This is a genomic window from Streptomyces sp. NPDC028907, assembly GCF_055564995.1.
The window spans coordinates 26,178-50,614 of the sequence record NZ_JBVHVE010000010.1; the positions used below are offsets into that span (position 1 = coordinate 26,178).

Consider the following 24,437-nt stretch of genomic DNA (forward strand, 5'->3'; position numbering starts at 1 on the left):
CTCACCGGTCCGGGGGTGGGCCGGGCAGGGGCTGCTCGAACCAGACGATCTTGCCCGTGCTCACCCTCGTCGCGCCCCAGCGCCGGGCCAGCTGGTCGACCAGGAACAACCCGCGGCCGCCCTCGTCGCTCAGCCGCGCGTGCCGCATCCTCGGCACCACGGGGGAGTCGTCACCCACTTCGCAGCGCAGTACGTCCGTGCAGAGCAGCCGCAGCGTGATCGGCCGGGACGCGAACCGTACGGCGTTGGCCACCACCTCGCTGACCATGAGCTCGGTGGTCTCCACGATCGAGTCCAGCCCCCAGTGGCCGAGCGTCCTGCGGGTCAGCCGCCGGGCCTGGCCGGCGGTCTGCGGGCGAGGCGCCATGTACCAGTAGGCGACGGTCTCCGGCAGCAGACCCTCGAAGCGGGCGGCGAGCAGCGCGACATCGTCGTCCCGGCCGTCCGGGCCGAGCGTGCCGAGGGCCTCGTCGCACAGTGTCTCCAAGGCGAGCGGCGTGGCGCCGGAGGCGGCGGCGCGCAGCCGTGCGCACAGCCGCTCCACCCCGGTCAGGACGTCCGAGTCACGGGACTCGACCAGGCCGTCGGTGTACAGCAGCAGCGCGGCCCCGGCTGGCGCGTGGGTCTCCACGGACTCGAATCCGCCGCTGCCGACGCCGATCGGCGCGCCGGGCGGGACCTGGAGGACCTCCACGCCGCCGTCGGGACGCAGCAGCACCGGCGGCAGATGGCCCGCGTTGGACAGCAGCAGCCGGTGCTGCACGGGGTCGTACAGGGCGTACAGGCAGGTCGCCGTGTGCTCGCTGCCGAGCCGGGCCGCCTGTTCGTCGAGGTGGTGGAGGACCTCGTCCGGGGGCAGGTCGAGCCCGGCCAGGGTCTGCACGCTGGTGCGCAGCTGACCCATGATCGCGGCCGACGTCATGGAGTGGCCCATCACATCGCCGATGACCAGAGCGACGCGGTTGCCGGGCAGGGGGATCGCGTCGTACCAGTCGCCGCCGACCTGCGCGGTCCGCGAGGACGGCAGATAGCGGCTGGCCAGTCGCACGCCGGGCGGCTCCGGGAGGGACGGCGGGAGCATCGTGCGCTGCAACGCGTCCGCGACGGACGCCTCCCGCTCGTACAGCATCGCCTTCTCCAGCCCGAGTGCGGTGTGCGTGGCGAGCTGCGAGGCCACGAGCAGGTCGTCGCCGGTGAAGTCCGGCCGGCCCGGGTCGCGCACGAGGACGACGCTGCCCAGGACATGGCTGCGGCCGTGCAGCGGGGCGATGACGAGCCGCCGTCCGGACGGTCCCGCCGGCGGCACGTTCGCCGTACCCAGCAGCTCGGCCGCCGCGGCCGCGGCGCCCCGGGTGTGTCCCAGCACCGGCCGCCCGTCCCGCAGCAGAGCGGCGAGCGGTCCGTCGCCGGCGGGGCGTACGGTGTCCGCCGCCCGGGCCGGGCCGGTGCCGGGCGGGGGAGGTCCGCAGCCCCGCGGGGCGGGGTCCCGGGGCGGTGCGCGGTCCACGGTGTGCAGGCGCAGTATGCCGGGGGCGGCGCCGGTCTCGTCGCCGACCGGGAGCGGGGCGTACAGATGGACGAACGCCGTGTCGGCGAAGGCCGGGACAGCCGCCCGGCACAGCTCGTCGAGGGTCTCGTCGAGGTCCATGCCGCGCGCGATCCGGCGGGTCGCCGCGTCGAGGTACCGGAGCCTGTCGGTCTGCGGTTCGGTGACGGCGGGACCGTCGCCGCGCGGGGATCCACGAACGGCTTCCGCGGGCCGGGGCGACGGGCCGGGCTGCTGCGGCCGGCAGGCGAGCGCGGCACGTTCGCGCACGCCGGGCGTCTGTCCCCGGATGTCCTCACCGGCCCCGGGCTGCTTCGTCATCCCTGTCCTTCCGGCCGTGCGGCCCGCGCGGGAGCGGACGGATCGGCAGTCGTCAGGCGTGCCGCCTGCACCGCAGGAAGATCTGCACCTCGGGCTGGATGTCGGCGGCCGCAGGGGCGTAGCTGTACGAGGACTCGTCGAGGATCTCGAAGTCCGCCGCCTCGACCACCTCGCGCAGCTCGTCCCGCAGATAGCCGGAGACGCGGATGCTGTTGCCGAGGAACGGGATCTCGAAGTCGTCCACGTCGGCCTCCACCATCGACAGCGCGAGAAGGCCCTGCGGGACCAGCAGATGGCGGATGGTCCGCAGGGCGACGGGAATCTCGTCGCGCGGCAGCATGAGCAGGGAGAAGAAGGCGGTCACCGCGTCGAAGCGGCCGAGGTCCAGCGCCCCGCCGGGCCGCAGATCGGCGATGTCCGCCTGGTGGAACACCCCGCCGGGCACGTTGGCGCGGGCCAGCGTGACCATCCCGTCCGACAGATCCACCCCGACGACCTCGACGCCGGCCGCCGCCAGCTGGCCCGCGGTCGGGAGCCCGGTGCCGCACCCGAGGTCCAGCGCCCGGGATCCCGCCGGCAGCGACCCGATGAGCCATTCGGCTGCCGCGACCTGCCCTTCCTTGTGCGGGAAGGCCTCGTCGTAACGCTCGCCGATGGCGTCGAAGGCCTCGGCCTGACCTGTGCGGTCGGGCCGTAGGGTCCCGTGGTCGAGCTCGTCGGCAGGGTTACTCACAAGGTGTCTCCTCTGAGGCATTATGGGGCATTTTTCGGATCCATACAGGAATCTATACGGACACCTGTACTGACGGACACGCTACGGCGCCACGTCCTCCAGCCGCCGCCCGGCCGTCTCCTCCGCGGCCACCCCTCGCCGTGACCGCCCCGACGAGGGCGACCGCAGCGAGCGTCACGAAGACGGTGCCGAGGGCGCCGCCCGCGTACACCGCGCCGACGACGATCGGGCCGAGGATGACGCCGAGGGCTCGCATCCGGGTCGGGAAGGGCTTGGGCGTGTACAGGTACAGGCAGATGTTGCCGCCGAAGAACAACACCGCTGACAGGGGCGTCCAGATCAGCACGCTGCCCGCCGAGTCGCCGCCGAACTGGCCCTCGGCGAAGACCTCGTCCCCCCTTCAGCCCGGCGTCGGTGAGTCGCGAGTAGACGACGCGCCGGTCGACCGCGTCGCGCTCGCGCACGTTCAGCCCGTCGTTCTCCAGCCGGTCGAGACGCAGCGTCACCCCCGCGGACGAGGTGAGGCCCGAGGCGGCCGGCAGTCCGGCGGTGAGCCGGTACGGGGCGCCTGCCCGGCGCAGCGCGGTGAGGACGTCGAACCGAACAACAGCGGGCGTACTCCCACCGAGGTCAGGGCAGCTCGGCCTGTGCGGGGGTGTCGTCGAGGAAGCCGCCCGACTGGTGCTTCCACAGCTTGGCGTAGGCACCGTCCAACGCGAGGAGCCCGTCGTGCGTGCCCTGCTCGACGATCTGCCCACGGTCGAGGACGACGAGCCGGTCCATGCCGGCGACCGTGCTCAGCCGGTGCGCCACCACCAGCGCCGTCCGCCCGTCCATGAGCCGCCACAGCGCTTCCTGGACCAGGACCTCGCTCTCGGAGTCCAGGGCGCTGGTCGCCTCGTCGAGCAGCAGGATCGGCGCGTCGCGCAGGATCGCCCGGGCGAGGGCGACCCGCTGGCGCTGACCGCCCGACAGCTTGACGCCGCGTTCGCCCACCATGGTGTCGAAGCCGTCCGGCAGGGCGTCGGCGAACTCCGTGACATGGGCCGCCTCGGCCGCGCGGCGGATCTCGGCATCGGTGGCGTCCGGCCGGGCGAAGGCGATGTTGTCCCGCAGGGTGCGGTGGAACATCGCCGGGTCCTGCGGCACGTACGCCATCAGGCCGCGCAGGTCCGCCTGGCGCAGTCGGCTGATGTCCTGACCGCCGACCAGGATGCGCCCGCTCTCGATGTCCGTCATCCGCAGCAGCAGCCGGGTGAGCGTGGTCTTGCCACCGCCCGACCGGCCGACCAGACCGATCTTCGCCCCGTCGGGCACCTCCAGCTCAAGTCCCTGGAACAGTGGCCGGCCCCCGGCGTGCGCGAAGGTCACCTTCTCGAAGCGGACATCGGCCGCACCGGGCAGCAGCGGCTCCGGCGACGGCGGGTCGAGCACGGTCGGCGGCCTCAGCAGCAACTCGGTGAACTGCGCGGCCTCCGTCATCGAGCTCTCCAGCCGACGGTAGATCTGGTTGAACTCGAACATGATCCGCGTCGCGTTGGTGTAGTAGGTGAACGCGACCACGATCGCCTCCACGCCGTGCGCGCCGCCGCCGAGCGTGACCGCGAGCAGCAGGCCCAGCGCGTTGGTCAACACCGACATCGGCGCGACCAGTGTGTCGATGCGCAGATTGCCGTAGTCCCACGACCGCAGCGTGAGCCGGCGCGACGCCGCGACGCGGGAGCGGTGCTCGGCGGCCTCGCGGCCTTCGGCGGCGAACGCCCGCACCGTGTCCATGTTCATCAGGCTGTCGGCGACATGCCCGGCCACCCGGGCGATGGCCTCCTCCCGCAGGTCGACGAGCGCCTGACGGCGCCGGATCAGGGGTACCACGCACAGCGCGGTCACCGCGATCATCGTCAGCAGCCCGACGACCAGCAGCGGTTCGTAGCGCCACAGCACCACCGCGCCGAACACCAACGGCACGAAGCTGCCCACGATCTGGAACGTCAGGGTGTCGACGAACTGCTCGAAACGGGACGCGAAGCTCAGCACGCGCTTGGTGAGCGACCCGGCGAAGTTGTCGTGGAAGAACGCGGCGTCCTTGGCGAACAGCTCGTCCATCCCGATGACGTACAGATGCTCGATGCCCAGGGCGTCCAGCCGGTTCAGACAGTGCAGGGCGACGCGCCACAGCGCTTCCGCGAGCAGCAGCACCCCGACGAAGCCGAGGACGTACGGCAGGGTCGAGCCGAGGGTGACGTCCTTGTCGCTCGCGATGCCGCCGACCAGCTTGGCGACGATCAGCGGCGCGATGTAGTTGATCCCGATGTTGCCCACGGCCGACAACAGCATCGCCGGTACCGTCAGCCATCGCAGACGGGCCAACTCCCGTCCGTAGTAACGAAGTGCGAGAAGCACCGAGCGTTTGCCCGGTAGGACCCTGCGTGATTCAGGCGTTCCCATCCCACCCCTGACGACTACTTGGAGTTACGGTTCGAGTACGCAGTGTCCCGTGTCGGCGGGCCGGGCGTCCAAGGGTTTTCCGGCCGGTGGCGGCGCGGCCGCGACTTCCCCGTACCACGAGTAACATGATCAACTTCTCTCTCGAGTGCCCCGTCGCGGTCACTCTCGGCGCCCGTCGGGCCCGCCCCCCTCCATGTCGTAGAACCCCGAGGACATCGATGTCAGCTCCGAACGAAGCCCTTCAGCAAGCGCTTGCCGACTACGAGCACCACATGCGGGCCTGCCGGCAGTGCCATGCGGACGCGGCCCCGTGCGCGGTCGCCAAGCACCTGCTACGCCTGTACAACAACGCCCGCAGAGGCGGCGCCCGACGCTGAGGGGCCGAGCCGCCGAGGGTTCGACTCCCCTGACCCGTGGAGGACTTCGTGCGACTTCTGCCCCGATCGGTGTCCGGCTGGACCATGGCCGTGTTCGGCGTCCTCGCCGCCGTCATGGGGGGTGTGGGACTGGTCGCGCCGGACGCCCTGCTCACGGTCATGGGTTTCGCCCCGGCCGAGGGTGCCCGGCGGGCGGAGGGCGACCACACCCTGGTCTTCCTGACCGCATCCTCCATGGCGGCGCTCAACATGGGCGTGTACTACGTGCTGGCCGCGCTCTCCGACTGGACGGCCTTCTTCCGCTGGACCGTCCCCTTCCGCCTGCTGACCTGCACCGTCTTCACTCTCGCGGTGATCACCGGCCGGGCTCCCGCAGGCTTGCTCGGCGTGGGCCTGTGGGAGGGGACCGGCGCGGTCGTCACCGGGGTGGCGCTGCGCCACGAGCGGCGAGCCGGGATACGGCCTGCCCAGGAGCGCCCCAGAAGCCCCTCTCTTCCGTGATGTCCCGGGGGCTCCTACCATTCCGGACGCGTAGCCGCGCTCAGCCTGGGAACCAGCAGCGTTGGAAGTACCAGAACGAGTCACCGCGGCCAACGGCAGACGGGCCCGAGAAGGTGTGATGGCGACCGAATCGCGTGGAGGCGGCAAACCGTCTTCCGAAGGGACACAGGACTGCGAGGTCAGGTTTGACGGGGGATTCGGTGATGTGACGAGAGCCCGCCTCAGCGCGGAGAAGTACCTGACGACGCTCGCGCGGTCCGCACCACCGCAGACGCCCGAGTACCGGGACGACATCGTGCTGGTGGTCACCGAACTCGCCGCCAACGCGATCCAGTACGCGCCCGGGCCGTTCGGACTGACGCTGCGCAAGGCGTTCGACGGTGTCCATGTGACGCTCAGCGACACGAGCACCACACCGCCCGCCCCGCGGCCCTTCCACCCCGGCACCGGAAGTGGCGGCGGCATCGGCTGGTATCTGATCCACACGCTCTGCGACCAGGTGAGCGTGGTGGTGCGGGAGGACGGCAAGGACGTGCACGCGTTCCTGCCCTGGTGACCTGATCCGGTGACGTTCCCCAGCGGGCTCGGGCGCGGACACTCAGGTCAGCGGCACCAGCACGGTGACCGTCTTGCCGCCCGTGCGGCGGCGCTCGATGTGGATCTCGCGGGACAGCCGGATGATCAGGGGCCATCCGTATCCGCTGCCCTCATGGGCGGGGGGGAGCGTGCCGGGTCCGTACGCGGCGGAGGGGACGGCGTCGCTGTAGTCGTGCACGCTCAGTCTCACCCCCTCCGGCAGCAGCGCCACCTCGAACCCCGCGAGGCCGCCGCCGTGCCGGATGGCGTTGGTGACCGCCTCCGACACGACGAGCAGCAGATCCATGACGGCTCGCTCACTCGCCGGGCCGGACGGAGCACCCCTGTGCTCTTCCACGACCGACCGCACGTAACTCCGTGCCGTCGCCGCGCTGGTGATCGGGACCGGCCGGGGACACACCGTGCGGCGGTCCCCGGCCGGACGGCGCTCGATCGGCTTCACGGTTGCTCGTGCGCCGCCCGCGAAGCGCTCATCACTCCCCGAGCGTCGCGGGCGGGCACCAAGATGTCTGCGGCTTCGGTCACTTCACCATTCCTCGCACGCTGTCGTCTCCGATCCTCGTTCGTCCGTCCGGGTTCCTGGGGCTGCGCCTACCCGTGCGCGGCCGAATCATGGGGCGCGGGTGCGCCACAGGTGCCGCCGGGGTCGTGCGCGGCGGCGGCGAGCAGCCGACGGGCCGCCTCCAGGGCCCGCCCCACCTCGCGTGTTCCGGTCGACACGCACAGTGTGTAGGCCAGATCCTGCGCGCGCGGGTCGCGCCGGCTCAGACCGTCCTGCGTGTCGCCCTGCTGGGCCATGAGAGTCTCGTACTCCTCGACGAGTCTGCGCAGCATCGTCGGATGGGGCATCAGCATGTGTGGGCTCCTGGGTGAGGCGAACTGGGGACGTCGGGCGTCGTGCGGCCCACCGCTACTCGAACCGGCCACTACGCGAACCGGCCACCACCGCTGCCGTTGCCGCCGCCGTCGTCGTCGCAGCAAGGTCCGTGGTGCGCCCCCTGGTCCAGCGCCTCGTCCCGGATCCGCGCGCAGCACCGGCTGATGAGACGGGAGACATGCATCTGGGAGATGCCAAGCTGCTCGGCGATGCGGCTCTGCGTCATGTCCTCGAAGAAGCGCATGTACAAAATGGCGCGTTCACGCTCGGGCAGGCGCCGTAGCCCCGCCTTCGCCGCCTCCCGGTCGACGACGACGTCGTACGCCTCGTCGCAGCCGCCGATCGTGTCGGCGAGGCTGAAGCCGTCGTCGCTGGCGGACATCTCGGCGTCGAGGGACAGGGTGCTGAAGCTCTCCAGGGCCTCCAGCCCGGTGTTGACCTCGTCCTCGGTGAGCCCCGCGTGGGCGGCGATCTCGGCGACCGACGGGTTGGCGCCGCCGGCGTTGTCGGTCAGGTCGCGGCGCGCGATCCGTACCTTGTTGCGCAGCTCCTGGACGCGACGGGGGACCCTGAGGGCCCACATCCGGTCCCGGAAGTGGCGCTTGATCTCCCCGGTGATGGTGGGCACGGCGTAGCTCTCGAAGGCGCCTCGGCCGGGTTCGTATCGGTCTATCGCCTTCACCAGTCCGAGGGCCGCGACCTGACGCAGATCCTCCAGCGACTCACCGCGGTTGCGGAATCGGCCGGCGATGCGGTGCGCCATGGGCAGCCACACCTTGGTCAGTTCGTCCCGCACCGCGTCTCGCTCGGCCCCCTCGGGCAGGTCGGCGAGGCGGGCGAAGTCGGACGCGGTGTCGGGGGCGTCGTCGTGGACGCGGCCACCGGACACGCGGGGACGGGCGGATCGGTCGGAACCGTGTGCGGACGTCTCAACCAGCATGCGGAACAGCTCCTGAACGGCTTCTCAGGGAATCTCCGTGGAAACGGTGCGGGTGCGGGTGCCCGGGCGGAACGGCCCTGGAGTGGTCACACCTGTCGCACCGGAGCGCCTCTGGTCCGAAGCACGAGATCCCGCATGCCCCGCAACTCCGTACGCAAACGAGTGCGGGTGGACGAAGGATGGGGGAAGGGGTGGTGGGCTGCGGTGTTGCGCAGCCGATGTGTCGGGGCCCATGGATCGGACTTCGCCAAAGGGTTGGCTTCACGCCAGAACTCGCCGTTGTGCCCTCGCGCGGCGAAGGAGGTCGTCGGAAGGCGCATGAGACGCGCGAGTTCGGGCACGCGGGGAAGGACAACTTGTTCCGGTGATGGGGAGGGCGGCATGGCAGCCGTGACGGTGGCGCAGGCAACGGCCACGGCAGAGGAGACGGTCACGACGGACGGGGCGGCGCTGCCGCAGATCGAGGACCCGACGAGGGTGAGCCCGCAGGACGCACGCGAGTTGTCGCGTCAGTTCTTCGACCGACTGGTCATGCTGGAAGAGGGCACGCACGACTACCAGTACGTGCGCAACACGCTGATCGAGATGAACCTGTCGCTCGTGCGGTACACGGCGTCGCGGTTCCGCGCCCGCGGGGACTCGCTGGAGGACATCGTCCAGGTCGGAACCATCGGGCTGATCAAGGCCATCGACCGCTTCGAGGTGTCCCGGGAGGTCGAGTTCACGACCTTCGCGGTGCCGTACATCGTCGGCGAGATCAAGCGCTTCTTCCGCGACACGAGCTGGGCCGTCCATGTGCCGCGCCGGCTCCAGGAGGCGCGTGCGGAGCTGGCCAAGGCGACGGAGGAGCTCGGCTCCCGGCTGGGCCGGACCCCGACCACGCGTGAGCTCTCGGAGCTGATGTCGCTGTCGGAGGAAGAGGTCATCGAGGCCCGCAAGGCCGCCAACTGCTACCAGTCCGCCTCCCTGGACGCGGCCGTCACCTCCGACGCCGAGAACAGCGAGTCCGTACTGGCTGCGTTCCTCGGCGAGGAGGATCCGTCGCTGGAACTCGTCGAGGACTTCCACTCGTTGGCGCCCCTCATCGCCGAACTGGGCGAACGTGAGCGCCGCATCATCCACCTGCGCTTCGTCGAGGAACTCACCCAGGCCCAGATCGCCGACCGCATCGGCGTCTCCCAGATGCACGTCTCCCGCCTCATCAGCCGCATCATCAAGCAACTGCGCGCCGGACTGCTGGAGCCCGGGGTCGCCTGAGGGGACCTACGGGGTCGCTCTCGCGGAGGAACGGCAGCGTCAGCGGGGCGGGACCGTCTGCGTATCGACGCGCGCGATGGCTAGGGCCAGGGCTGGCTGACGTTCCGGTTCAGCCGAGTTCACGGTCGCCGCGGTTGCTGCCGTTCTTGTGGGCCCGGGGCGTCAGCTGTGTGTTCCCGGCTGGTTGGAGCCGGACCAGGCCTGGAGGGGTGCGAAAGTCCCGCCTGCCGGCCGAGGGCTGGCTCCTCCGCCCGTCGGCTTGTGCGCCCCCGGCCTGGCGACCGTCGGCGTGGGCGACTTCCCGCCCTGCCCGCTTCCTGGTCTGTCCGAGGCCCAGCCTCACGGCCTGCGGACCTCACCGCTTCTGACCTGTCTGGCTCCCGGCCCCGCCGAGTCGGTCGCCGCGCCCGGGCCCCGCCCCCGAACATCGCCCGGTCCGGTGAGGTGACGCCGCCCCTCGACGCACTCGTCCAACCCCAATCGGCTCAGGGCCGAGCCCTCAGCCCTCCACCCCACACCCCGTCAAGCCCGATCAACAGCCCCCCTCCCCACCGCCCCCCTCAGGGGAATCACCGCAGTGACCCGCTTGCCCCCGGTCGGCAGGTCCGCGATCCGTACCGTGCGGGCGAGCCGGCACACGATCGGCCAGCCTCGGCCGCCGCAGCGGTGGCGACCGCGGGGGTCGGTCGGGTTGAGGGTGACCGGGTGGCGGCGTTCTCGGTCGCTGACGGACAGGTACAGGTTCTGGCCGACGACCTCGACGTCGAAGTCGGTGATGCCGCCGCCGTGCAGCATGGCGTTGGTCGTCAGTTCCGACGTCACCAGCAGTGCGTCCGAGAGCGTGTCCGGGGCGCAGATGGTGCCCTGGGCGCGGGTCTGTTCGGACAGGATCCGGCGTACGGTTCCGCGGGCCTCGGCCGGACTGCGCGGCCTGCCGTGCAGACGGCCCGTACCCGCCGAGGCGCTGGTGGGACCGGTCAGGTACTTCTCACTCATCCCTTCGCTCCCTGACTGACAGAGGCGGGAGGCGGACTCCGGCGCGTCGGCCCGAGGCCCCGTCCCTCCTCCACATCGCGTGATGCTTCTCTCCCATCGCGTGACCGTTCGATCGGCCACCAAACCGTTCAGGGCGCTGATGCACGCAAAAACAGCCAGAAAGGTGACGCGCACCGCTTGCTCGCACGAGCCCTGTGTGCTGCCGACATTCGGGGGTAGGCGGGCGAACGCATCGACGGACGGTCACCGCCCGCGCGGAACGCGATGCATCAAATCCGTTCGTCGGGGCACCCGTCCCGATCGTCAACGCCTGTGGGAGGTACTTGTGTCCGTTGCCCAGAATCCCCTGTCGATCAAGGTGGAAGTGCCCCGGGAAGACGCCGTACTGCTGACGGTCGAGGGCGACCTGGACATGGATACGGCCACCGAGTTGCAGCACCACCTCGCCAACCAGCTCCACCACGGTCGCCGGCACTTCCTGCTCGACATCGCCGGCGTCCCCTTCATGGACTCGTCCGGCATGAACATCGTCCTGAGGGCCTATCAGGAGGTGCGGGAGATCCCGGGAGGCGTGTACGTCATCTCCCCGACGCCCGCCGTCCGCCGGATCATGGATCTCACCGGTGTCAGCATCACCGTCCCGATCGTGGAGAGCGCCGAGGAAGCGCTCGCGACCGCTGACTCCCAGCCGGATCCAGGGCCCTCGTGCTCGACGGAGGAGTGAAGGCCGTTGCCCGGAAGGGCAGTTCAGCGAGCACGAGTGCACCCACACCCCTGACAGTTGCCGTTTGACAACTATGGCCATGAGGCAACAGAGTGAGCTAGTCAAGCGCGGGAGGGGTGTGGAACGTGCCGGTCAGCAACGAGGACGGACCGCGTCGCCGGGTTTCACGCGCTTCGCGCGTCTGTCGCGTCGGAGGCTTCGTCGCCCTCGTGGATCTCCGCGGACGCCGCCGCGCAGAACGCCTCCAGTCCCTCCAGCAGGGCGGTGCGCTTGGTGACGGGCATCTGCTCCAGCACGGACTGGAGCGCCGCCTCACGCCGGGCGCGCAACTCCGTCAGGAAGGTCCGTCCGTGCCGGCTCAGATGCAGGCGCAGTTCCCGGCGGCTGGCGGCGCTGGGCGCCCGCTCGACGAAGCCCACCGCCTGGAGGCGGTCGCAGAGCCGGCTGGTCGAGGGCGGCGTGGAGCCGAGGGCCTCGGCGAGCATGCGCAGGTTGATGCCGTCGCTGTGCTCCAGGATGAAGAGCACCCGGATCTGGGAGGCGGACACCGGCGCCGTCGAGGCCCGGCCCCACAGGACCTCCAGCAACTCGGCGGCCTCGGAGGTCACACGCGCCACCTCGTCCGGCCGCGGATGCGAGTAGGAGGAAGTCACGCCCCCACTCTTCCAGGCTTCACCGGCACTGTCAGCCCGCGGCTCCGGACAATACGTGCAGAACACTAGATACGGACAACAAGGACCGATGGGCGGCGTCCGCGGCAGCGCGGGTCCAGCGCCGTCACCGTGACAAGATTGGCGTATCCGACATCGTGAACAGATTCGTGGCAGCCGAGCGGGCGCTTCGCTCCGCCGCCCCGCACCAACTGGTGGACGCGGTCTGCGAAGTACTGTGCGACGAGTACGCGGCGACGACCGTCCAGCTCTTCCTGGCCGACTACGGCCTCGCCACCCTCCAGCCCGTGCCCACCGGCCACGGCACCGACCCCGGCCGACCCGGCGCCCCGGCGGCCGGTCCGCCCGAACCGGTGTCGGCGCACGGGAGCCCCGCCGGACGGGCCTTCGGCTCCCAGGAGCCCTTCGCCGAGAAGCTGTCCGACGGCCGGGTACGCCTGCACCTGCCGGTGACCGTACGCGGCGACCGGCTCGGCGTCCTGGCCGTCACCATGCCGTCCGCCGAGCAGGCCGAGGAGTGCCTGGACGAACTGGCCGACGTGGCACAGGTACTCGGGCACGAGGTGGTCGTCGCCGACCGGGACACCGACCTGTACCTGCGGGTACGCCGCACCGACCGGCTCACCCTGGCCGCGGAGATGCAGTGGCAACTCCTGCCGGGCCGCTCCTGCACCCGCGCCGAGTACGCGATCGGCGCCCAGCTCGAACCCGCCTACGCGATCTTCGGCGACAACTTCGACTGGTCCGCCGACGCCGACCGCCTGATGCTCTACATCACCAACGGCATGGGCGAAGGGATCGAGGCCTCCCTCCTGACCAACCTGGGCATCAACGCGCTGCGCAACGCACGGCGAGCCGGCCTGTCCATCGCGGACCAGGCCGCCCTCGCCGACCAGGCCGTCCACGCCCAGTACCGGGGCGACGCCCATCTGTCCGTGCTGCTGCTCGACCTCGACCTGCGCACGGGCCGGCTCCAGGTCGTCGACGCCGGATCACCGCAGATGCTGCGGCTGCGCGGCCGTACCGTCACCGCCTTCGCACTCGACGAGCAGCTTCCCCTGGGCATGTTCGAGGAGACGGACTACGTCGCCCAGGAACTCGACCTGGACCTCGAACCCGGCGACCGGCTCGTCTTCGCCAGCGACGGGGTGTACGCCGTCGCCGCGCCCGGCGGCGAGCGGTACGGGGAGCGCGCGCTGGCCCGCGCCATCGTGTCCACCAGCCTGCTGCCCGCGGCGGAGGTCCCCCGCGCCGTGCTGAGAGAACTGGCCGGTCACCGCGGCACACCCGTGCCCGACGACGACGCGCTCGTGGTCTGTCTCGACTGGTTCGGGCCGCGGCGCTCGCCCTGACCGAACCGTCCGGCGCTCCCCGTACCGTCGGGGCGGCGCACACCGTATGAGGAGGGAAGTACGTGCCGGAGCAGCAAACGGCAGAAGAGCAGACCAAGCCGACGCAGGAGGTCGGTACCTTCCTGCGACGGCGCCGGGAGCAGATCGCCCAGCGCTGGGCCGACGCGGCGCTGTTCCGCACCGTGTTCACCGTCTCCCGGGACGAGGCGGTGGAAGCCGGCCGGGCCGTGGTGGAGGCCCTCGCCGCCGTTGCCGCCGCAGGACGCCTGGAGGACGCGGAGGCCGACGGGTTCGCGGTCGTGCGCGAGCAGTTGGCGCGTACGGCGCATTCCCGGGCCCGCACCGGCGCGACCCTCGCGCAGATCTCGGCCGAGATGGACGCGCTGCGCCCGCCCGTCAACGACCTGCTGCTGGACGAGCTCTCCGAGGCACCCACCGAGCACGTGCGCAAGTGCACGACGGCACTGGCCGTGCTGATGGGCACCCTGCGGCTGGTCATGATGGAGACGGCGATGAGCGCCGGGCAGGAACTCATCAACCGCCAGCGCCTCGAACTCCTTGAGGTCGCCACCCCCGTCATCAAGCTGTGGGAAGGCATCGTCGCCGTACCGCTGATCGGCACGCTCGACAGCGCCCGCAGCCAGGTGGTGATGGAGACCCTCCTGGACGCCGTCGTCGAGCAGCACGCCCGCATCGCGATCCTGGACATCACCGGAGTGCCCACGGTCGACTCCCTGGTCGCGCAGCATCTGATGAAGACCGTGGCGGCGGCGCGGCTGATGGGGGCGGAGTGCATAGTCTCCGGGATCCGGCCCGCCATCGCGCAGACCATCGTCCACCTCGGCATCGACCTCAGCTCGGTGCTCACCCGCGCCAGCCTCGCGGACGCGCTCGCCTACGCTCTTCAGCAGCAGGGCGCCCACATCGTCCCCGCCCCGGCCGGGGAGCACCAGTGACCGGTGCCGCCACCTTCCCGCACGAAGGCCACGTCCCCGTCCTCAGGCTCGGCGGGGTCCTTCTGGTCACCCTCCAGGGCGACCTGCACGACAGCACGGCGGAACGACTGCGGCAGGACATCGGCGAGACCGTCTCCGACAGCGCGGTCAGCGGTGTGGTCATCGACCTCTCCGGTGTCGAGATCGTCGACTCCTTCATGGGGCGGGTGCTCAGCGACGTCGCGGCCATGACCCGGCTGCTGGCGGCCCAGACCGTGGTCGCCGGGATGCGCCCGGCGGTGGCCATCACACTGGTGGAACTCGGTTTGACCCTGCCGGGCCTGCGTACCGCCCTGACCACCGAGGACGCCCTGCGGCTGCTCGGGGCCGAGGTGTCGGTGCCGCCCCGTGGCGGGCGAGCCCGCGGGGAGCGCCCGTGACCCACAGCACCGGCAGTGTCTCCGCCTGCCTGCCGATCCACTCGGACCTCGATCTGGTGCGGGTACGGCAGCATGTGCGGCAGCTGACCGCCCAACTCGGGTTCGGTCTGGTGGAGCAGACCAAACTCGTCACCGCGGCCAGTGAACTGGCCCGCAACGCCCTCGTCCACGGCGGCGGCGGCCAGATGGAGTGCACGGCCGTGACCAGCGGCGGGGTGCGGGGAGTGCGGCTCGTCTTCAGCGACCAGGGCCCCGGCATCGGGGATCTGGACCAGGCCCTGAGCGACGGCTACACCTCCGGTGACGGACTGGGGATGGGCCTGGGCGGTGCCCGGCGCCTGGTCCACGACTTCTCCATCGACACTCGTCGCGGCGGCGGCACCACCGTTACGGTGACGTCATGGATCTCCCGGCCGCCCGGCCCGCGCGAGGCGCCCTGATGCCGCGCGTCTGGGAGGTGCCCGTGCACGACTCGACCCGGGTGCGTGACGTACGCGTGGCGGCCGGGGCCGCGGCCCGGCACGCCGGCCTTGGCGAGGACCGGGTCGCCGCCGCCGAGCTCGTGACCACCGAACTCGCCACCAATCTGCTCAAGCACGCCGGTGGCGGCCGGATCCTGCTCGACCTCGTCGGACCGGGCGCTCCGGCCTACGGCGACGAGCGCGGCGCCCTGGTGCAGATCGTGGCCGTCGACCACGGGCCCGGCATGCCCGACACCGCCGCGGCCCTGCGCGACGGCTACTCGACCACCGCCACCCTGGGCGCCGGCCTCGGCACCTGTCTGCGTACGGCCGACGACTTCGGTCTGCACAGCGCGCCCGGGCGGGGCACGATCGTCATGGCCAGGATCGCCTCCCGCCCGCCCCGTGACACCACGGGTCCCCATTGCGCGCCGCTCGCGGTGCGGGCCGGCGGAGTCAACATCCCCCTCGCGGGCGGGGAGTTCTCCGGCGACGCCTGGGCCTGCGTGCGGACGGCCGACCGCGTGACGCTGCTGCTGGCCGACGGCCTCGGCCACGGCCCCCTCGCGGCCCGCGCCTCCTCCGCCGCGGTGGAGGAACTGCGCCGCGTCCCCCACCTGACGCCGGCGGATCTGCTGCGGCGCCTGAACAGCGCCCTGCGCGACACCAGGGGAGCGGCCGTCTCCGTGGCTCAACTCGACATCACCGCCGGGCAGTTGTCCTTCGCGGGGGTCGGCAATGTGGGCGCCCGGCTGCGGCGCGGCGACAGCTGGCAGGGGCTGGTCTCCCGGCCCGGCATCGTCGGCGCACACCTCCCCACGCACCTCCCGCAGCACCGGGCCGACTGGACGGACGACAGCCTCCTGATCCTGCACAGCGACGGCCTGCCGAGCCGCTGGAGTCCCGGCCCGGCCGCCGGCGCCCCGGCGCCCCTCGATCCAGCGGTGATCGCCGCGACGATCGTGCGGGACGCCAGCAGCCCCGCCCGGCCGGTCCGCGACGACACCGCCGTCGCCGTTCTGAGCCCCTGGCCCCCGGACGGCACCTCATGACCCGCACCTGGTACGTCCGCACCATCACCGACGCCGCCCGGGCACGCATCGCCACGGCGCGGCTGGCCGCCGCGTGCGCCGTGCCGCCCGTCGAACGCACGCGTCTGGTGGCCGCGCTCACCGCACAGCTGCGACAGTGCCTCACCAAGGGCGGTGAGTGGCGGGTGGAAGCGGAGACGACCGTGTCGTCCGCCGGTGGCGTCCTCGGCATCGAGGTGGTCTCGGCGAAGCGGCGCCCGGACGACCGGCAACCCCCGTGGCGTGCCTCCGTCCCCTGCGCCGAGGACGCGCACCTCGCCGCCGTCGAGCCCGCCGCAGACGACCCGGCGACACTGGCCGAGGCCCTGTTCGGCGCCGACGAGGACGCGGCCCTGCTGCTGGACCGGCTCGACGAACAGGAAGGGCTGGTCGCCTTCCACCGCGAGGAACTCCACCAGACCAACCAGGGCGTACTGGCACTCCACGCCGAGCTGGACGCCGCGGGACGTGCCCAGCGCGAGCTCTTCGACGCCGAGCAGCAGGCCCGCAGGGAGGCGGAGAACGCCCGCGGCCGGCTGACCTTCCTGGCCGACGCCAGCGCCGCGCTGACGGCCTCCCTCAACCACGAGGCCATCGTGCGGCTGCTGCCCGCCCTGCTGGTGCCGAGATACGCGCGCAGCGTCGACGTCTGGCTGTTCGACGACGTGGACGACGCGCTGCGCGGCGGCCCGCACCCGGCCGCGGCCGTCCTCGCCGCCCGCCGCGGCCGGCCCCAGTACGCCGCCGACCACCCCGGCGGCCTGCCCGGCGTCGACGACCAGCCGCCCTCGGCCATCGCCCCCGGCCGGCCCCTGCTGTGCATCCCCCTGCTCTCCCGGCGGGCCTCGCAGGGCGTCCTCACCCTGTCGCCGCCCGACGAACGCTGGGACGCGGACGACGCCGTCATGCTGATCGAACTGACCCGACGGGCCAGCATCGCCCTGGAGAACGCCAGACGCTTCGAACACAACCGGGACATCGCCGAGACCCTGCAGCGCGCCCTGCTCACCGAACTGCCCACGACACCGGGCCTGACCCTGGCCGCCCGCTACCTCCCGGCCACCCGGGGTCTGAACATCGGCGGAGACTGGTACGACGCCTTCCGCCAGCCCGACGGCAGCCTGATCACCGTCATCGGGGACGTCACCGGACACGGGCTGCACGCCGCGGTGATGATGAGCCAACTGCGCACCGCCCTGCGCGCCTACGCCGTCGACGGCAGCAGCCCCGGCGAGCTCCTGACCCGACTGCATCTCTTCCTGCACCGGCTGCGTCTCGACCTCTACGCCACCGCCGTCATCGCGCGCTTCCACCCCCACGACCCCACGCTCACCTGGGCCGCCGCCGGCCATCCGCCGCCCGTGCTGCGCACCCCCGACGGCCAGGTGCACACCCTCGACGCCAAGCCCGGCGCCATGCTGGGCATCCCGCTGAAACAGGAGATCCGCGACCACACGGCGCCGCTCCCACCCGGATCGACACTGGCGCTCTACACCGACGGGCTGGTGGAACGCCGCGCCCAGGGGATCGACCCCGGTATCCACCGCCTCGCCGAGGAACTGGGCGGCTTTCGCCCGGCCGAACTCGCCGAGGAACTGGAGACGTCCGCCGACCGGCTCCTGCATCCGCTGCTGCACGACTCCGAACACGACGACGACGTGTGCCTCCTGCTGTGCCATGTGCACAGCAGCTATGGGTCGGCGGGAGGACCTCCCTCGTGAAAGGCGCGCAGCATCTGCGTCAGCCGCGCGCGTCGCGCGGGCGGCAGGTCGTCCAAGGCGACGGCCAGACGCAGGGAGACCCGCTCGGCGACGTCGGCCAGGCACCGCCGTCCCTCGGCCGTGACCTCCAGGTGCACCTCGCGCCGGTTGCCGGGGCGTGCACGGCGCCGTAGCAGTCCGGCGGCTTCGAGGCGGTCGCAGAGCCGGCTGGCGGTGGGCAGCCCGATGCGCAGCTGCTCGGCCAGGGCGGTCAGGTTGAGCGCGGGCCGACGGCTGACGGCACGCAAGGCGCGCAGCTGGCGCGGCGGCAGGCGCGGCCGGACCTCCTCGACTGCCGTGAACCAGAGCGTCACCAGGCTCTCCACGGCCTCGACGACCTGCGGGCCGACGTCGTCGGAGGCGAGGTCGGAGGGGATCTCGGGATCCGGTTCGCGGCACATGGCCCGACACTTCTCTCTCGGTCGACTCCGGCCTGGGGCCCATCAGTGCAAGGGCCTACCCGAAGCGACGGAGACTACACAGGCGCGACGAGCGCCGGCCCTTCCCCGGTCACTTCACGACCGTCTCCCAGGTGTCGACGGCGTAGTGGACCGTCATGCCGTGCCGGGCGTACAGGGCCGGAGCCCCCGTGGCGTTGGCGGTGTCCACCCCGAGTCCCACGGTGTCGCGTCCGCGCGCGGCGAAGGCGGCGAAGGCGTGCCGCAGCAGCAGACCACCGAGGCCCAGTCCGCGCCCCTCACGCACCACACCGATGCTGCGGATCCACCCCATCGCCTCCCGGTCGTCGCGGGCGAGCAGGAAACCGACGTCCCCCAGGTCCGCCGTGGCGGCGATCCACACCAGCGACCAGTCGAGCCGGTCCGCGTCGACGTCGTGCAGCCACTGCTCGTAGGTACGCGGCTGGAAGTCGAAGTGCTGGGCGAAGCTCGACTGGTACAGCGCGTGGACGCGCGCCCGGTCCGCCTCCTCGGTGCAGGGCCGCAGTCGTATGCCCGGCGGGACTGTCGGCGCGAGGTCCCGGGCGGCGTCCAGCGGCCGTCGCAGCACGTGATAGCGGCGTACGACGGACCAGCCGCGCTCCTCGATCAGCCGGGTGTCGAGCGTGGGCTCCGTGTTGAGGTGCAGATGCACCACCGCCCTGGACGCGCCGTTCGCACGGGCCTTGTCCAGGGCGCGGGCCTCGATCGCGTCGAAGACCAGCTCCCCGGCCCGCTGGTGGTCGGGCAGCACATAGTGGTCGACGTCGACGCGCTCACCGCCCGACTCGTCCCACAACAGGCCGTAGGCCACCAGCCGTTCGCCGTCGAAGGCCAGCCACGAGTCGAGGTCCAGCGCGATGTCGGGCCGCGACAGATCGGCCTCCACGGAGTGCAGGTCGGTCTCGGGCCGGCCGATCTCGATCCGGTCGACCTCGTTGAGCAGTTCGGTGACGGCGGCCGCGTCGGTGGGGCCGGCCGGGCGAAGGACGTAAGGCATGCGCCCAGGGTCCGGGGGAGGGCCACACGGCCGCAACGGGATTTCCGCTCAGCAGGTCAGGGCCACCGGGTCGGCGCCGGAGGCAACCGGGAGCGCCACGGGCTCGTCCTTGGGATCATGGTCACCGCAAGCATCCCCGGTCCCCTGGCGGCATCAGTGCGCCAGCTGTTCGATTTCGCGTGGACACAGACCCGGTCCTGCGCCTTCGCCATCGCCCTGATGGCCGGCGTGGCGGCCTCCACCCTGCTGCCCGGCCTGCCGGTGGCCCGCTATGACCTGCTCGTCGTCTACGGGGTCCTGCTGACGCTGCTGTTCTGGATGCGCGGCTGGGAGAACGGGCGGGACATAGCCGTCATCGCGGTCTGTCACGTCATCGGCCTGGCCTTCGAACTGGTGAAGGTGTCCCTCGGCTCGTGGAGCTATCCGGAACCCGCCGTACTGAAGTTCGCGGGCGTCCCGCTGTACGGCGGGTTCCTGTACGCCGCTGTCGGCAGCTACGTCTGCCGCGCCTGGCGCCTGTTCGACCTTGAGCTGGTCCGGTACCGGCCGCGGTCGACGGCCGTGGTCGCCGCCGCCATCTACGTGAACTTCTTCAGCCACCACTGGCTGCCCGACGCACGCTGGCTCCTGGCCGCAGTGCTCCTCGCCGTCACGGCGGGCTCGTCCGTGCGCTTCACGGTGCGCGGCGTGCGTCGGCGGATGCCCCTGGCGCTGTCGTTCGTCCTGATCGGCTTCTTCCTCTGGATCGCGGAGAACCTCGCCACCTATGTCGGCGCCTGGCGCTACCCCTACCAGCTCGACGGCTGGCAGCCCGTCGGCGTGGAGAAGTTCGGCGCCTGGTCCCTGCTGATCAGCGTCACGTTCGTCCTGGCGGCCGTCGCCCGGTCGCGTCGCACCGGGACCGAGTGAGCGGCGGGGGACGGGCCCCCGCCGCTCACCGCTACGCGCTCTTCGGTCCCGCCGACTGCACGACCTCGAACGACCACAGGGTCGACCCGCTCGCCGCCGGCTTGGGACGCTCGCCGGCGCCCTCGCCACCGCCCTGGTGGGCCGACTTCATCGGACCCTCCATCCAGGCCTGGAACGACTCCTCGTCACGCCACCGCGTGTACACGAGGTAGGTGTCGGTGCCCTCGACCGGACGCAGGAGTTCGAACCACTCGAACCCGTCGGAGCCCTCCACGGCGTGCGCACGCGAGGCGAAGCGCTTCTCCAGCGTCTCGCGCTGCTCGGCGGGCACGGTCAGTACGTTGATCTTGACTACGCTCATGGTGCTCATCCTGCCGCACGTCCGCCGGCCCACGCGCGGCGGCTCGTGCGAGGGAGCGGTCCGGCACCGGTCACCACCCGGACCGCCCCCGGTGCGCGGGTCAGGCCGTGTGCAGGGCCAGCCCGTAGCGGCCGAGGATCTCGTTGACGGGCTGGAACCACGTCTCGCCGCCGCCGGAGCAGTTGCCCCAGCCGCCCGAGGTGACCCCTTGCGCCTGGTCGCCGCTGATGAAGGAGCCCCCGGAGTCGCCGGGTTCGGCGCAGACGCTGGTCTTGGTCATCTGGTGCACCGCGCCCTGGCTGTAGTTGACCGTCTCGTTCTTGGCCAGCACGGTGCCGCAGTGCCAGTGCGTCGTGGAGCCGGACCGGCATATGGAGGCGCCGACTGGCGCCTCGGCAGAGCCGCGCACCAGGCGGTCGGGTACCGTGCCCCAGCCGAGGACCACCGGCACCGTCCACCAGCCGCTGCCGACGCTCACCCAGGCGTAGTCGTTGCCCGGGAACGAGGAGCCCTGGAACGTTCCGATGTGCGTGCCGTCCCAGCCCCGGACAGCGGCACCTTGCCCACCGCAGTGCCCGGCGGTGATGAAGCCGCCGTGCACCGAGAAGCCGATGGAGCAGCGGACGTTGCCGGTGTAGTAGGGGTCGCCGCCGACGGTTCCGGCGGCGAAGGTGCGCGGGGCGGCGGTGACCGTCCGTACGGTGACGGGACCGGCCGCTCGGGCGCCGGAGACGAAGCGTCGGACATCGTTGTCGGCGCGCCGGTCGTGGACGACGTTCACGACGACCGAGTTGGCCACCGGATCGACGTGCCAGCTGCTCACGCCCGACGGCGCGGGGAGCCGGTCGATGCGCGCCTTGGCCGTGTCCAGTTCACGCGCGCTGTGCTCGACGGTGCGCACGGTCGCTCCGGTGGCGCGGAGCTTTCGTACGGTCGCGGGCGGGGCGTCCGACGTGACCGCCACGGTGAGCCGCTCGCTGCGCGCGTCGAACCACGCGCCGCCGTAGGCGGATCCGGCGGCGTCGCGTGCCTGCGGGGCGAGTTCCGTGGCGGCGCGTTCCGCGGCCAGCCGTGCCTCGGCCTGCGGTTTCGTCAGGCCGAGGTCTCGCTGCATCGCGTGCAGCAGGCCGGCGGAGGCGGGTGGCGAGGCGGGGTCGCTGTCGCTCGCCGCGGCAGATCCGGTGCCGCCCGCGGTCCAGCCGCCGCACACGAGGAGCGCGGCGACAGCGGCGTACGTGAGTCTGATGCGCTTGCGTCTCAAGGGAGTTGCCCTTCGTCGTTCCAACAAGGTGGGGTGGAACAACCGCAATCTGAGAGCGCTCTCATTCGGGGTCGGGCAGAGCATAGCGACGACGGCGTGTCAGGTCCATACCAATACCGCGGGTGCCGTGACTGTCGATCTCGGCGAGTCGACGGCAATGCCATGTTTCTTTAAATTAGTAATTAATATTGACAGGGTTCCGGCCTCACGCAACAGTCTTCGCCGTGACGTCGAGGGCCCCGCCCGAGCGGCCCGCGTCACTCCTGATGCTTCCCAACCCTCCGGGAGAGGCACGTGACTTCACTCGCTCTCACGACCGCGATCTCCGTGGTCCTGACCGCGTCCGCGACCCCGGCCGCCCCGGTCGGCACCGCCGTGGACCAGGGTGCGCCGGCCTACTACGACAGCGGGCTCGCGCCGACGCCGTACATGGGCTGGAACACCTACTACGGGCTCGGCGCGCCCACCGAGAAGGAGGTCCGCGCCGTCGCCGACAAGCTCGTCGGCAGCGGCCTGCGGGACAGCGGCTACGACATCGTCTGGCTGGACGGCGGCTGGCAGGCCGACAACCCCCGTGACGCACAAGGGCGGTTGACGGCCCATCCCGACCGCTTCCCGTCCGGCATCCCGGCCCTGGTCTCCTACCTCCACCGGCGCGGACTCAAGGCCGGCATCTACACGGACGCCGGCGCCTATGACGGCGGGAAGACCTGCGGGCTCGGCAGCCGGGGCCACTACGACGAGGACGCACGGCAGTTCGCCGAGTGGAAGATCGACGCCATCAAGGTCGACTTCCTGTGCGGCATCGGCGCGAAGCTCGATCCGGGGCCCGCCTTCAAGGAGTTCAGTGATGCCGTCGCCAAGTCCGGCCGTCGGATGCTGCTCAACCTGTGCAACCCGCTCACCGACGACTGGGGCCTGCCGCACACGCCCGAGCAGGACGCGCACAACACCTACGCCTACGCCCCCACCATCGCGGACTCCTGGCGCACCGGGACCGACATCGCCTGGGGCACACCCAGCCCGGGCCAGTGGCCCAACGTACTGCGCAACATGGACGCCAACGCCTGGCACCCCGAGGCCCAGGGGCCCGGCCACTACAACGACCCCGACTACCTCATCCCCATGCGCCGCATGACCGACGGCGCGCTGGAGCTGACCGAGGAGGAGTCCACCACCCAGTTCGTGATGTGGGCCGAGATGGCCTCGCCGCTCGTCCTCGGCTCCGACCCCCGTACCCTGTCCGCGTCGATGATCAGGACCCTGCGCAACCCTGAGATCATCGCTGTCGACCAGGACCCGCTCGCCGTCCAGGGCGTCCGCGTGGCCACGGACTCCGAGGGCGACGTCTACAGCAAGGTCCTCTCGGGGCACGGCAGACGCGCGGTCGTCCTGCTCAACCGCTCCGACAAGCCGGTCCGGCGCACGGTGAACTTCGCCGACGCGGGCCTGGGCGGGCAGGTCGAGGTGCGCGACCTGCGGGCCCGCGCCGACCGGGGCACGCACACCGGGTCGTACACCGTCGAGGTCCCCGCCCACGGCACCGCGTTCCTGAAGCTCACCGGCGAGGACGCGTTGCCCGGCACGAGCCTGGGCGAGAGGGCCACCGCGAGCCCTGCCGTGGTGCGCGCCGGTGACACGCTCACCACGTTCTTCCGCGGCCCGCGCGGGAACCTTCTCCAGCACACGGCGGCCGCGGACGGCGGTGGCGCATCGCGTGCGAAGGACCTCGGCGGCCCGGTGGGGGGCCGGATCCTCGGCCAGCCCGCCGCCTACGCCTCCGACGGCGGCCGTATCGACGTCTTCGTGCGCGGCGCCGACTCCCGTGTCCACCGCCGGGTGTTCGCCGACGGGCGGTGGGGTCGCTGGCAGAGCCTGGGCGGGCAGGTCACCGACGCGCCGTCCGTGGCGTTCACGGACCCCGAGCACTGGACCCTCCTCGCGCGCGGGGCGGACGGACGGATCGTGCGGCGCGGGCCGGTGTCCGGCTGGACGTCGCTGGGGGCGCCGGGCGACCGGCCCACCTACGGCAGACCGTCCGCCGTCGTCGACGCGCAGGGGCGCGTGCATGTCGCCGTGCGCACCTCGGCGGACGACGTGTGGACGCGGGTGCGGGAGGCGTCGGGGGAGTGGTCGGGGTGGAGTTCGCTCGGCGGGACCGTGAGCGGCAGTCCGACGCTCGTCGCCGTGGGGGATGCCGTCGTGCTGTACGCGCGTGCCGGTGACTACACGCTCTGGCAGCAGCGCTACGAGGGCGGCGCCTGGCAGGGCTGGATGAAGCGGCATGAGTTCCCCGGTGCCGCCTTCGAGGGTGCGCTCGGGGCGGTCGCGGCGCACGGCGACGGGGTGGTCGATGTGGTGTTCCGCGGGGTTGACGGGGGCGTCCACCGGACCCAGTTCAAATAAATTAGTAATTAATCTTGACGTGGCGGGAGCGCCACGCGAACCTGGATCCGCCGCGCGGAC

26 protein-coding genes and 1 pseudogene are annotated in these 24,437 nt (G+C 71.7%); 13 read left to right on the top strand and 14 right to left on the bottom strand.

Features of this window, described 5'->3' with window-relative positions; genetic code table 11:
* Position 1: 1 nt before the first annotated feature.
* From ACZ4UU_RS28440 to ACZ4UU_RS28460, 5 genes and pseudogenes are all read right to left on the bottom strand, one after another.
* Entirely contained in the window at positions 2 to 1,867 is a 1,866-nt protein-coding gene (locus ACZ4UU_RS28440) for a SpoIIE family protein phosphatase (protein ID WP_471906211.1), read from the bottom strand.
* A 52-nt stretch (positions 1,868 to 1,919) separates the two neighbouring features.
* Positions 1,920 to 2,621 (bottom strand): class I SAM-dependent DNA methyltransferase, encoded by a 702-nt coding sequence (locus ACZ4UU_RS28445; protein ID WP_471906212.1) that lies wholly within the window; start codon positions 2,619 to 2,621, stop codon positions 1,920 to 1,922.
* A 31-nt stretch (positions 2,622 to 2,652) separates the two neighbouring features.
* Positions 2,653 to 2,946, bottom strand: coding sequence for a hypothetical protein (locus ACZ4UU_RS28450; protein WP_471906521.1), 294 nt, complete (start codon positions 2,944 to 2,946; stop codon positions 2,653 to 2,655).
* A gap of 55 nt (positions 2,947 to 3,001) precedes the next feature.
* Positions 3,002 to 3,199, bottom strand: a pseudogene (locus tag ACZ4UU_RS28455) (MarR family transcriptional regulator); the annotation flags it as partial.
* Between the two features lie 31 nt (positions 3,200 to 3,230).
* On the bottom strand, positions 3,231 to 5,045 hold the full coding sequence (locus ACZ4UU_RS28460) for an ABC transporter ATP-binding protein (protein WP_471906213.1): 1,815 nt from the start codon (positions 5,043 to 5,045) through the stop codon (positions 3,231 to 3,233).
* A 218-nt stretch (positions 5,046 to 5,263) separates the two neighbouring features.
* Here ACZ4UU_RS28460 and ACZ4UU_RS28465 point away from each other — a divergent pair, with 218 nt between their 5' ends.
* From ACZ4UU_RS28465 to ACZ4UU_RS28475, 3 genes are all read left to right on the top strand, one after another.
* On the top strand, positions 5,264 to 5,422 hold the full coding sequence (locus ACZ4UU_RS28465) for a hypothetical protein (protein WP_471906214.1): 159 nt from the start codon (positions 5,264 to 5,266) through the stop codon (positions 5,420 to 5,422).
* 84 nt (positions 5,423 to 5,506) lie between these two features.
* The gene (locus ACZ4UU_RS28470; protein ID WP_471906509.1) at positions 5,507 to 5,923 is read left to right on the top strand and encodes a hypothetical protein; all 417 of its coding nucleotides are present in this window, start codon (positions 5,507 to 5,509) and stop codon (positions 5,921 to 5,923) included.
* Positions 5,924 to 6,041: 118 nt separating this feature from the next.
* A complete protein-coding gene (locus ACZ4UU_RS28475; protein ID WP_471906215.1) occupies positions 6,042 to 6,479 on the top strand; it encodes an ATP-binding protein in 438 nt (145 codons plus the stop codon).
* Positions 6,480 to 6,521: 42 nt separating this feature from the next.
* On the opposite strand, the gene ACZ4UU_RS28480 is transcribed toward ACZ4UU_RS28475, so the two are convergent.
* The 3 genes from ACZ4UU_RS28480 to ACZ4UU_RS28490 all read right to left on the bottom strand — a co-directional run bounded on the left by ACZ4UU_RS28480 (position 6,522) and on the right by ACZ4UU_RS28490 (position 8,337).
* Positions 6,522 to 6,962, bottom strand: coding sequence for an ATP-binding protein (locus ACZ4UU_RS28480; RefSeq protein WP_471906216.1), 441 nt, complete (start codon positions 6,960 to 6,962; stop codon positions 6,522 to 6,524).
* 149 nt (positions 6,963 to 7,111) lie between these two features.
* The gene (locus tag ACZ4UU_RS28485; RefSeq protein WP_471906217.1) at positions 7,112 to 7,375 is read right to left on the bottom strand and encodes a DUF5133 domain-containing protein; all 264 of its coding nucleotides are present in this window, start codon (positions 7,373 to 7,375) and stop codon (positions 7,112 to 7,114) included.
* Positions 7,376 to 7,446: 71 nt separating this feature from the next.
* Positions 7,447 to 8,337, bottom strand: coding sequence for a SigB/SigF/SigG family RNA polymerase sigma factor (locus ACZ4UU_RS28490; protein ID WP_471906218.1), 891 nt, complete (start codon positions 8,335 to 8,337; stop codon positions 7,447 to 7,449).
* A 381-nt stretch (positions 8,338 to 8,718) separates the two neighbouring features.
* Between ACZ4UU_RS28490 and ACZ4UU_RS28495 the strand changes: the two genes are divergently transcribed.
* A complete protein-coding gene (locus ACZ4UU_RS28495) occupies positions 8,719 to 9,594 on the top strand; it encodes an RNA polymerase sigma factor SigF (RefSeq protein WP_471906219.1) in 876 nt (291 codons plus the stop codon).
* A gap of 522 nt (positions 9,595 to 10,116) precedes the next feature.
* Here the strand turns inward: ACZ4UU_RS28495 and ACZ4UU_RS28500 are convergent.
* The gene (locus tag ACZ4UU_RS28500) at positions 10,117 to 10,590 is read right to left on the bottom strand and encodes an ATP-binding protein (protein WP_471906220.1); all 474 of its coding nucleotides are present in this window, start codon (positions 10,588 to 10,590) and stop codon (positions 10,117 to 10,119) included.
* Between the two features lie 325 nt (positions 10,591 to 10,915).
* On the opposite strand from ACZ4UU_RS28500, the gene ACZ4UU_RS28505 reads away from it, so the two are divergent.
* Complete coding sequence (locus ACZ4UU_RS28505; RefSeq protein WP_471906221.1) at positions 10,916 to 11,314, top strand: STAS domain-containing protein; 399 nt, start codon at positions 10,916 to 10,918, stop codon at positions 11,312 to 11,314.
* 164 nt (positions 11,315 to 11,478) lie between these two features.
* On the opposite strand, the gene ACZ4UU_RS28510 is transcribed toward ACZ4UU_RS28505, so the two are convergent.
* The gene (locus tag ACZ4UU_RS28510) at positions 11,479 to 11,967 is read right to left on the bottom strand and encodes a MarR family winged helix-turn-helix transcriptional regulator (RefSeq protein ID WP_471906222.1); all 489 of its coding nucleotides are present in this window, start codon (positions 11,965 to 11,967) and stop codon (positions 11,479 to 11,481) included.
* A gap of 155 nt (positions 11,968 to 12,122) precedes the next feature.
* Between ACZ4UU_RS28510 and ACZ4UU_RS28515 the strand changes: the two genes are divergently transcribed.
* The 6 genes from ACZ4UU_RS28515 to ACZ4UU_RS28540 all read left to right on the top strand — a co-directional run bounded on the left by ACZ4UU_RS28515 (position 12,123) and on the right by ACZ4UU_RS28540 (position 17,964).
* Complete coding sequence (locus tag ACZ4UU_RS28515) at positions 12,123 to 13,337, top strand: PP2C family protein-serine/threonine phosphatase (RefSeq protein ID WP_471906223.1); 1,215 nt, start codon at positions 12,123 to 12,125, stop codon at positions 13,335 to 13,337.
* A gap of 62 nt (positions 13,338 to 13,399) precedes the next feature.
* Positions 13,400 to 14,293, top strand: coding sequence for an STAS domain-containing protein (locus tag ACZ4UU_RS28520; protein WP_471906224.1), 894 nt, complete (start codon positions 13,400 to 13,402; stop codon positions 14,291 to 14,293).
* The gene (locus ACZ4UU_RS28525; RefSeq protein WP_471906225.1) at positions 14,290 to 14,712 is read left to right on the top strand and encodes an STAS domain-containing protein; all 423 of its coding nucleotides are present in this window, start codon (positions 14,290 to 14,292) and stop codon (positions 14,710 to 14,712) included. The genes ACZ4UU_RS28520 and ACZ4UU_RS28525 overlap by 4 nt, the downstream gene beginning before the upstream one ends.
* Entirely contained in the window at positions 14,709 to 15,152 is a 444-nt protein-coding gene (locus ACZ4UU_RS28530) for an anti-sigma regulatory factor (protein ID WP_471906226.1), read from the top strand. Before ACZ4UU_RS28525 ends, ACZ4UU_RS28530 begins: the two co-directional genes overlap by 4 nt.
* A complete protein-coding gene (locus ACZ4UU_RS28535) occupies positions 15,152 to 16,225 on the top strand; it encodes an ATP-binding SpoIIE family protein phosphatase (protein WP_471906510.1) in 1,074 nt (357 codons plus the stop codon). The genes ACZ4UU_RS28530 and ACZ4UU_RS28535 overlap by 1 nt, the downstream gene beginning before the upstream one ends.
* Positions 16,222 to 17,964, top strand: a complete 1,743-nt coding sequence (locus ACZ4UU_RS28540; RefSeq protein WP_471906227.1) for a PP2C family protein-serine/threonine phosphatase — start codon at positions 16,222 to 16,224, stop codon at positions 17,962 to 17,964. Before ACZ4UU_RS28535 ends, ACZ4UU_RS28540 begins: the two co-directional genes overlap by 4 nt.
* On the opposite strand, the gene ACZ4UU_RS28545 is transcribed toward ACZ4UU_RS28540, so the two are convergent.
* Together ACZ4UU_RS28545 and ACZ4UU_RS28550 are read right to left on the bottom strand one after the other, a co-directional pair.
* A complete protein-coding gene (locus ACZ4UU_RS28545; protein ID WP_471906228.1) occupies positions 17,934 to 18,404 on the bottom strand; it encodes a MarR family winged helix-turn-helix transcriptional regulator in 471 nt (156 codons plus the stop codon). The two genes, ACZ4UU_RS28540 and ACZ4UU_RS28545, sit on opposite strands and share 31 nt — an antisense overlap.
* A 109-nt stretch (positions 18,405 to 18,513) precedes the next feature.
* Positions 18,514 to 19,440 (bottom strand): GNAT family N-acetyltransferase, encoded by a 927-nt coding sequence (locus ACZ4UU_RS28550; protein ID WP_471906229.1) that lies wholly within the window; start codon positions 19,438 to 19,440, stop codon positions 18,514 to 18,516.
* 117 nt (positions 19,441 to 19,557) lie between these two features.
* Between ACZ4UU_RS28550 and ACZ4UU_RS28555 the strand changes: the two genes are divergently transcribed.
* Positions 19,558 to 20,349: a DUF817 domain-containing protein gene (locus tag ACZ4UU_RS28555; RefSeq protein ID WP_471906230.1), complete on the top strand. Its 792-nt coding sequence runs from the start codon at positions 19,558 to 19,560 to the stop codon at positions 20,347 to 20,349.
* A gap of 31 nt (positions 20,350 to 20,380) precedes the next feature.
* Here the strand turns inward: ACZ4UU_RS28555 and ACZ4UU_RS28560 are convergent, their stop codons facing one another.
* Together ACZ4UU_RS28560 and ACZ4UU_RS28565 are read right to left on the bottom strand one after the other, a co-directional pair.
* The gene (locus tag ACZ4UU_RS28560) at positions 20,381 to 20,710 is read right to left on the bottom strand and encodes an antibiotic biosynthesis monooxygenase family protein (RefSeq protein ID WP_471906231.1); all 330 of its coding nucleotides are present in this window, start codon (positions 20,708 to 20,710) and stop codon (positions 20,381 to 20,383) included.
* A 100-nt stretch (positions 20,711 to 20,810) separates the two neighbouring features.
* Complete coding sequence (locus ACZ4UU_RS28565) at positions 20,811 to 21,971, bottom strand: S1 family peptidase (RefSeq protein ID WP_471906232.1); 1,161 nt, start codon at positions 21,969 to 21,971, stop codon at positions 20,811 to 20,813.
* 294 nt (positions 21,972 to 22,265) lie between these two features.
* Between ACZ4UU_RS28565 and ACZ4UU_RS28570 the strand changes: the two genes are divergently transcribed.
* On the top strand, positions 22,266 to 24,377 hold the full coding sequence (locus ACZ4UU_RS28570) for a DUF8189 domain-containing protein (RefSeq protein WP_471906233.1): 2,112 nt from the start codon (positions 22,266 to 22,268) through the stop codon (positions 24,375 to 24,377).
* Positions 24,378 to 24,437: the final 60 nt, after the last annotated feature.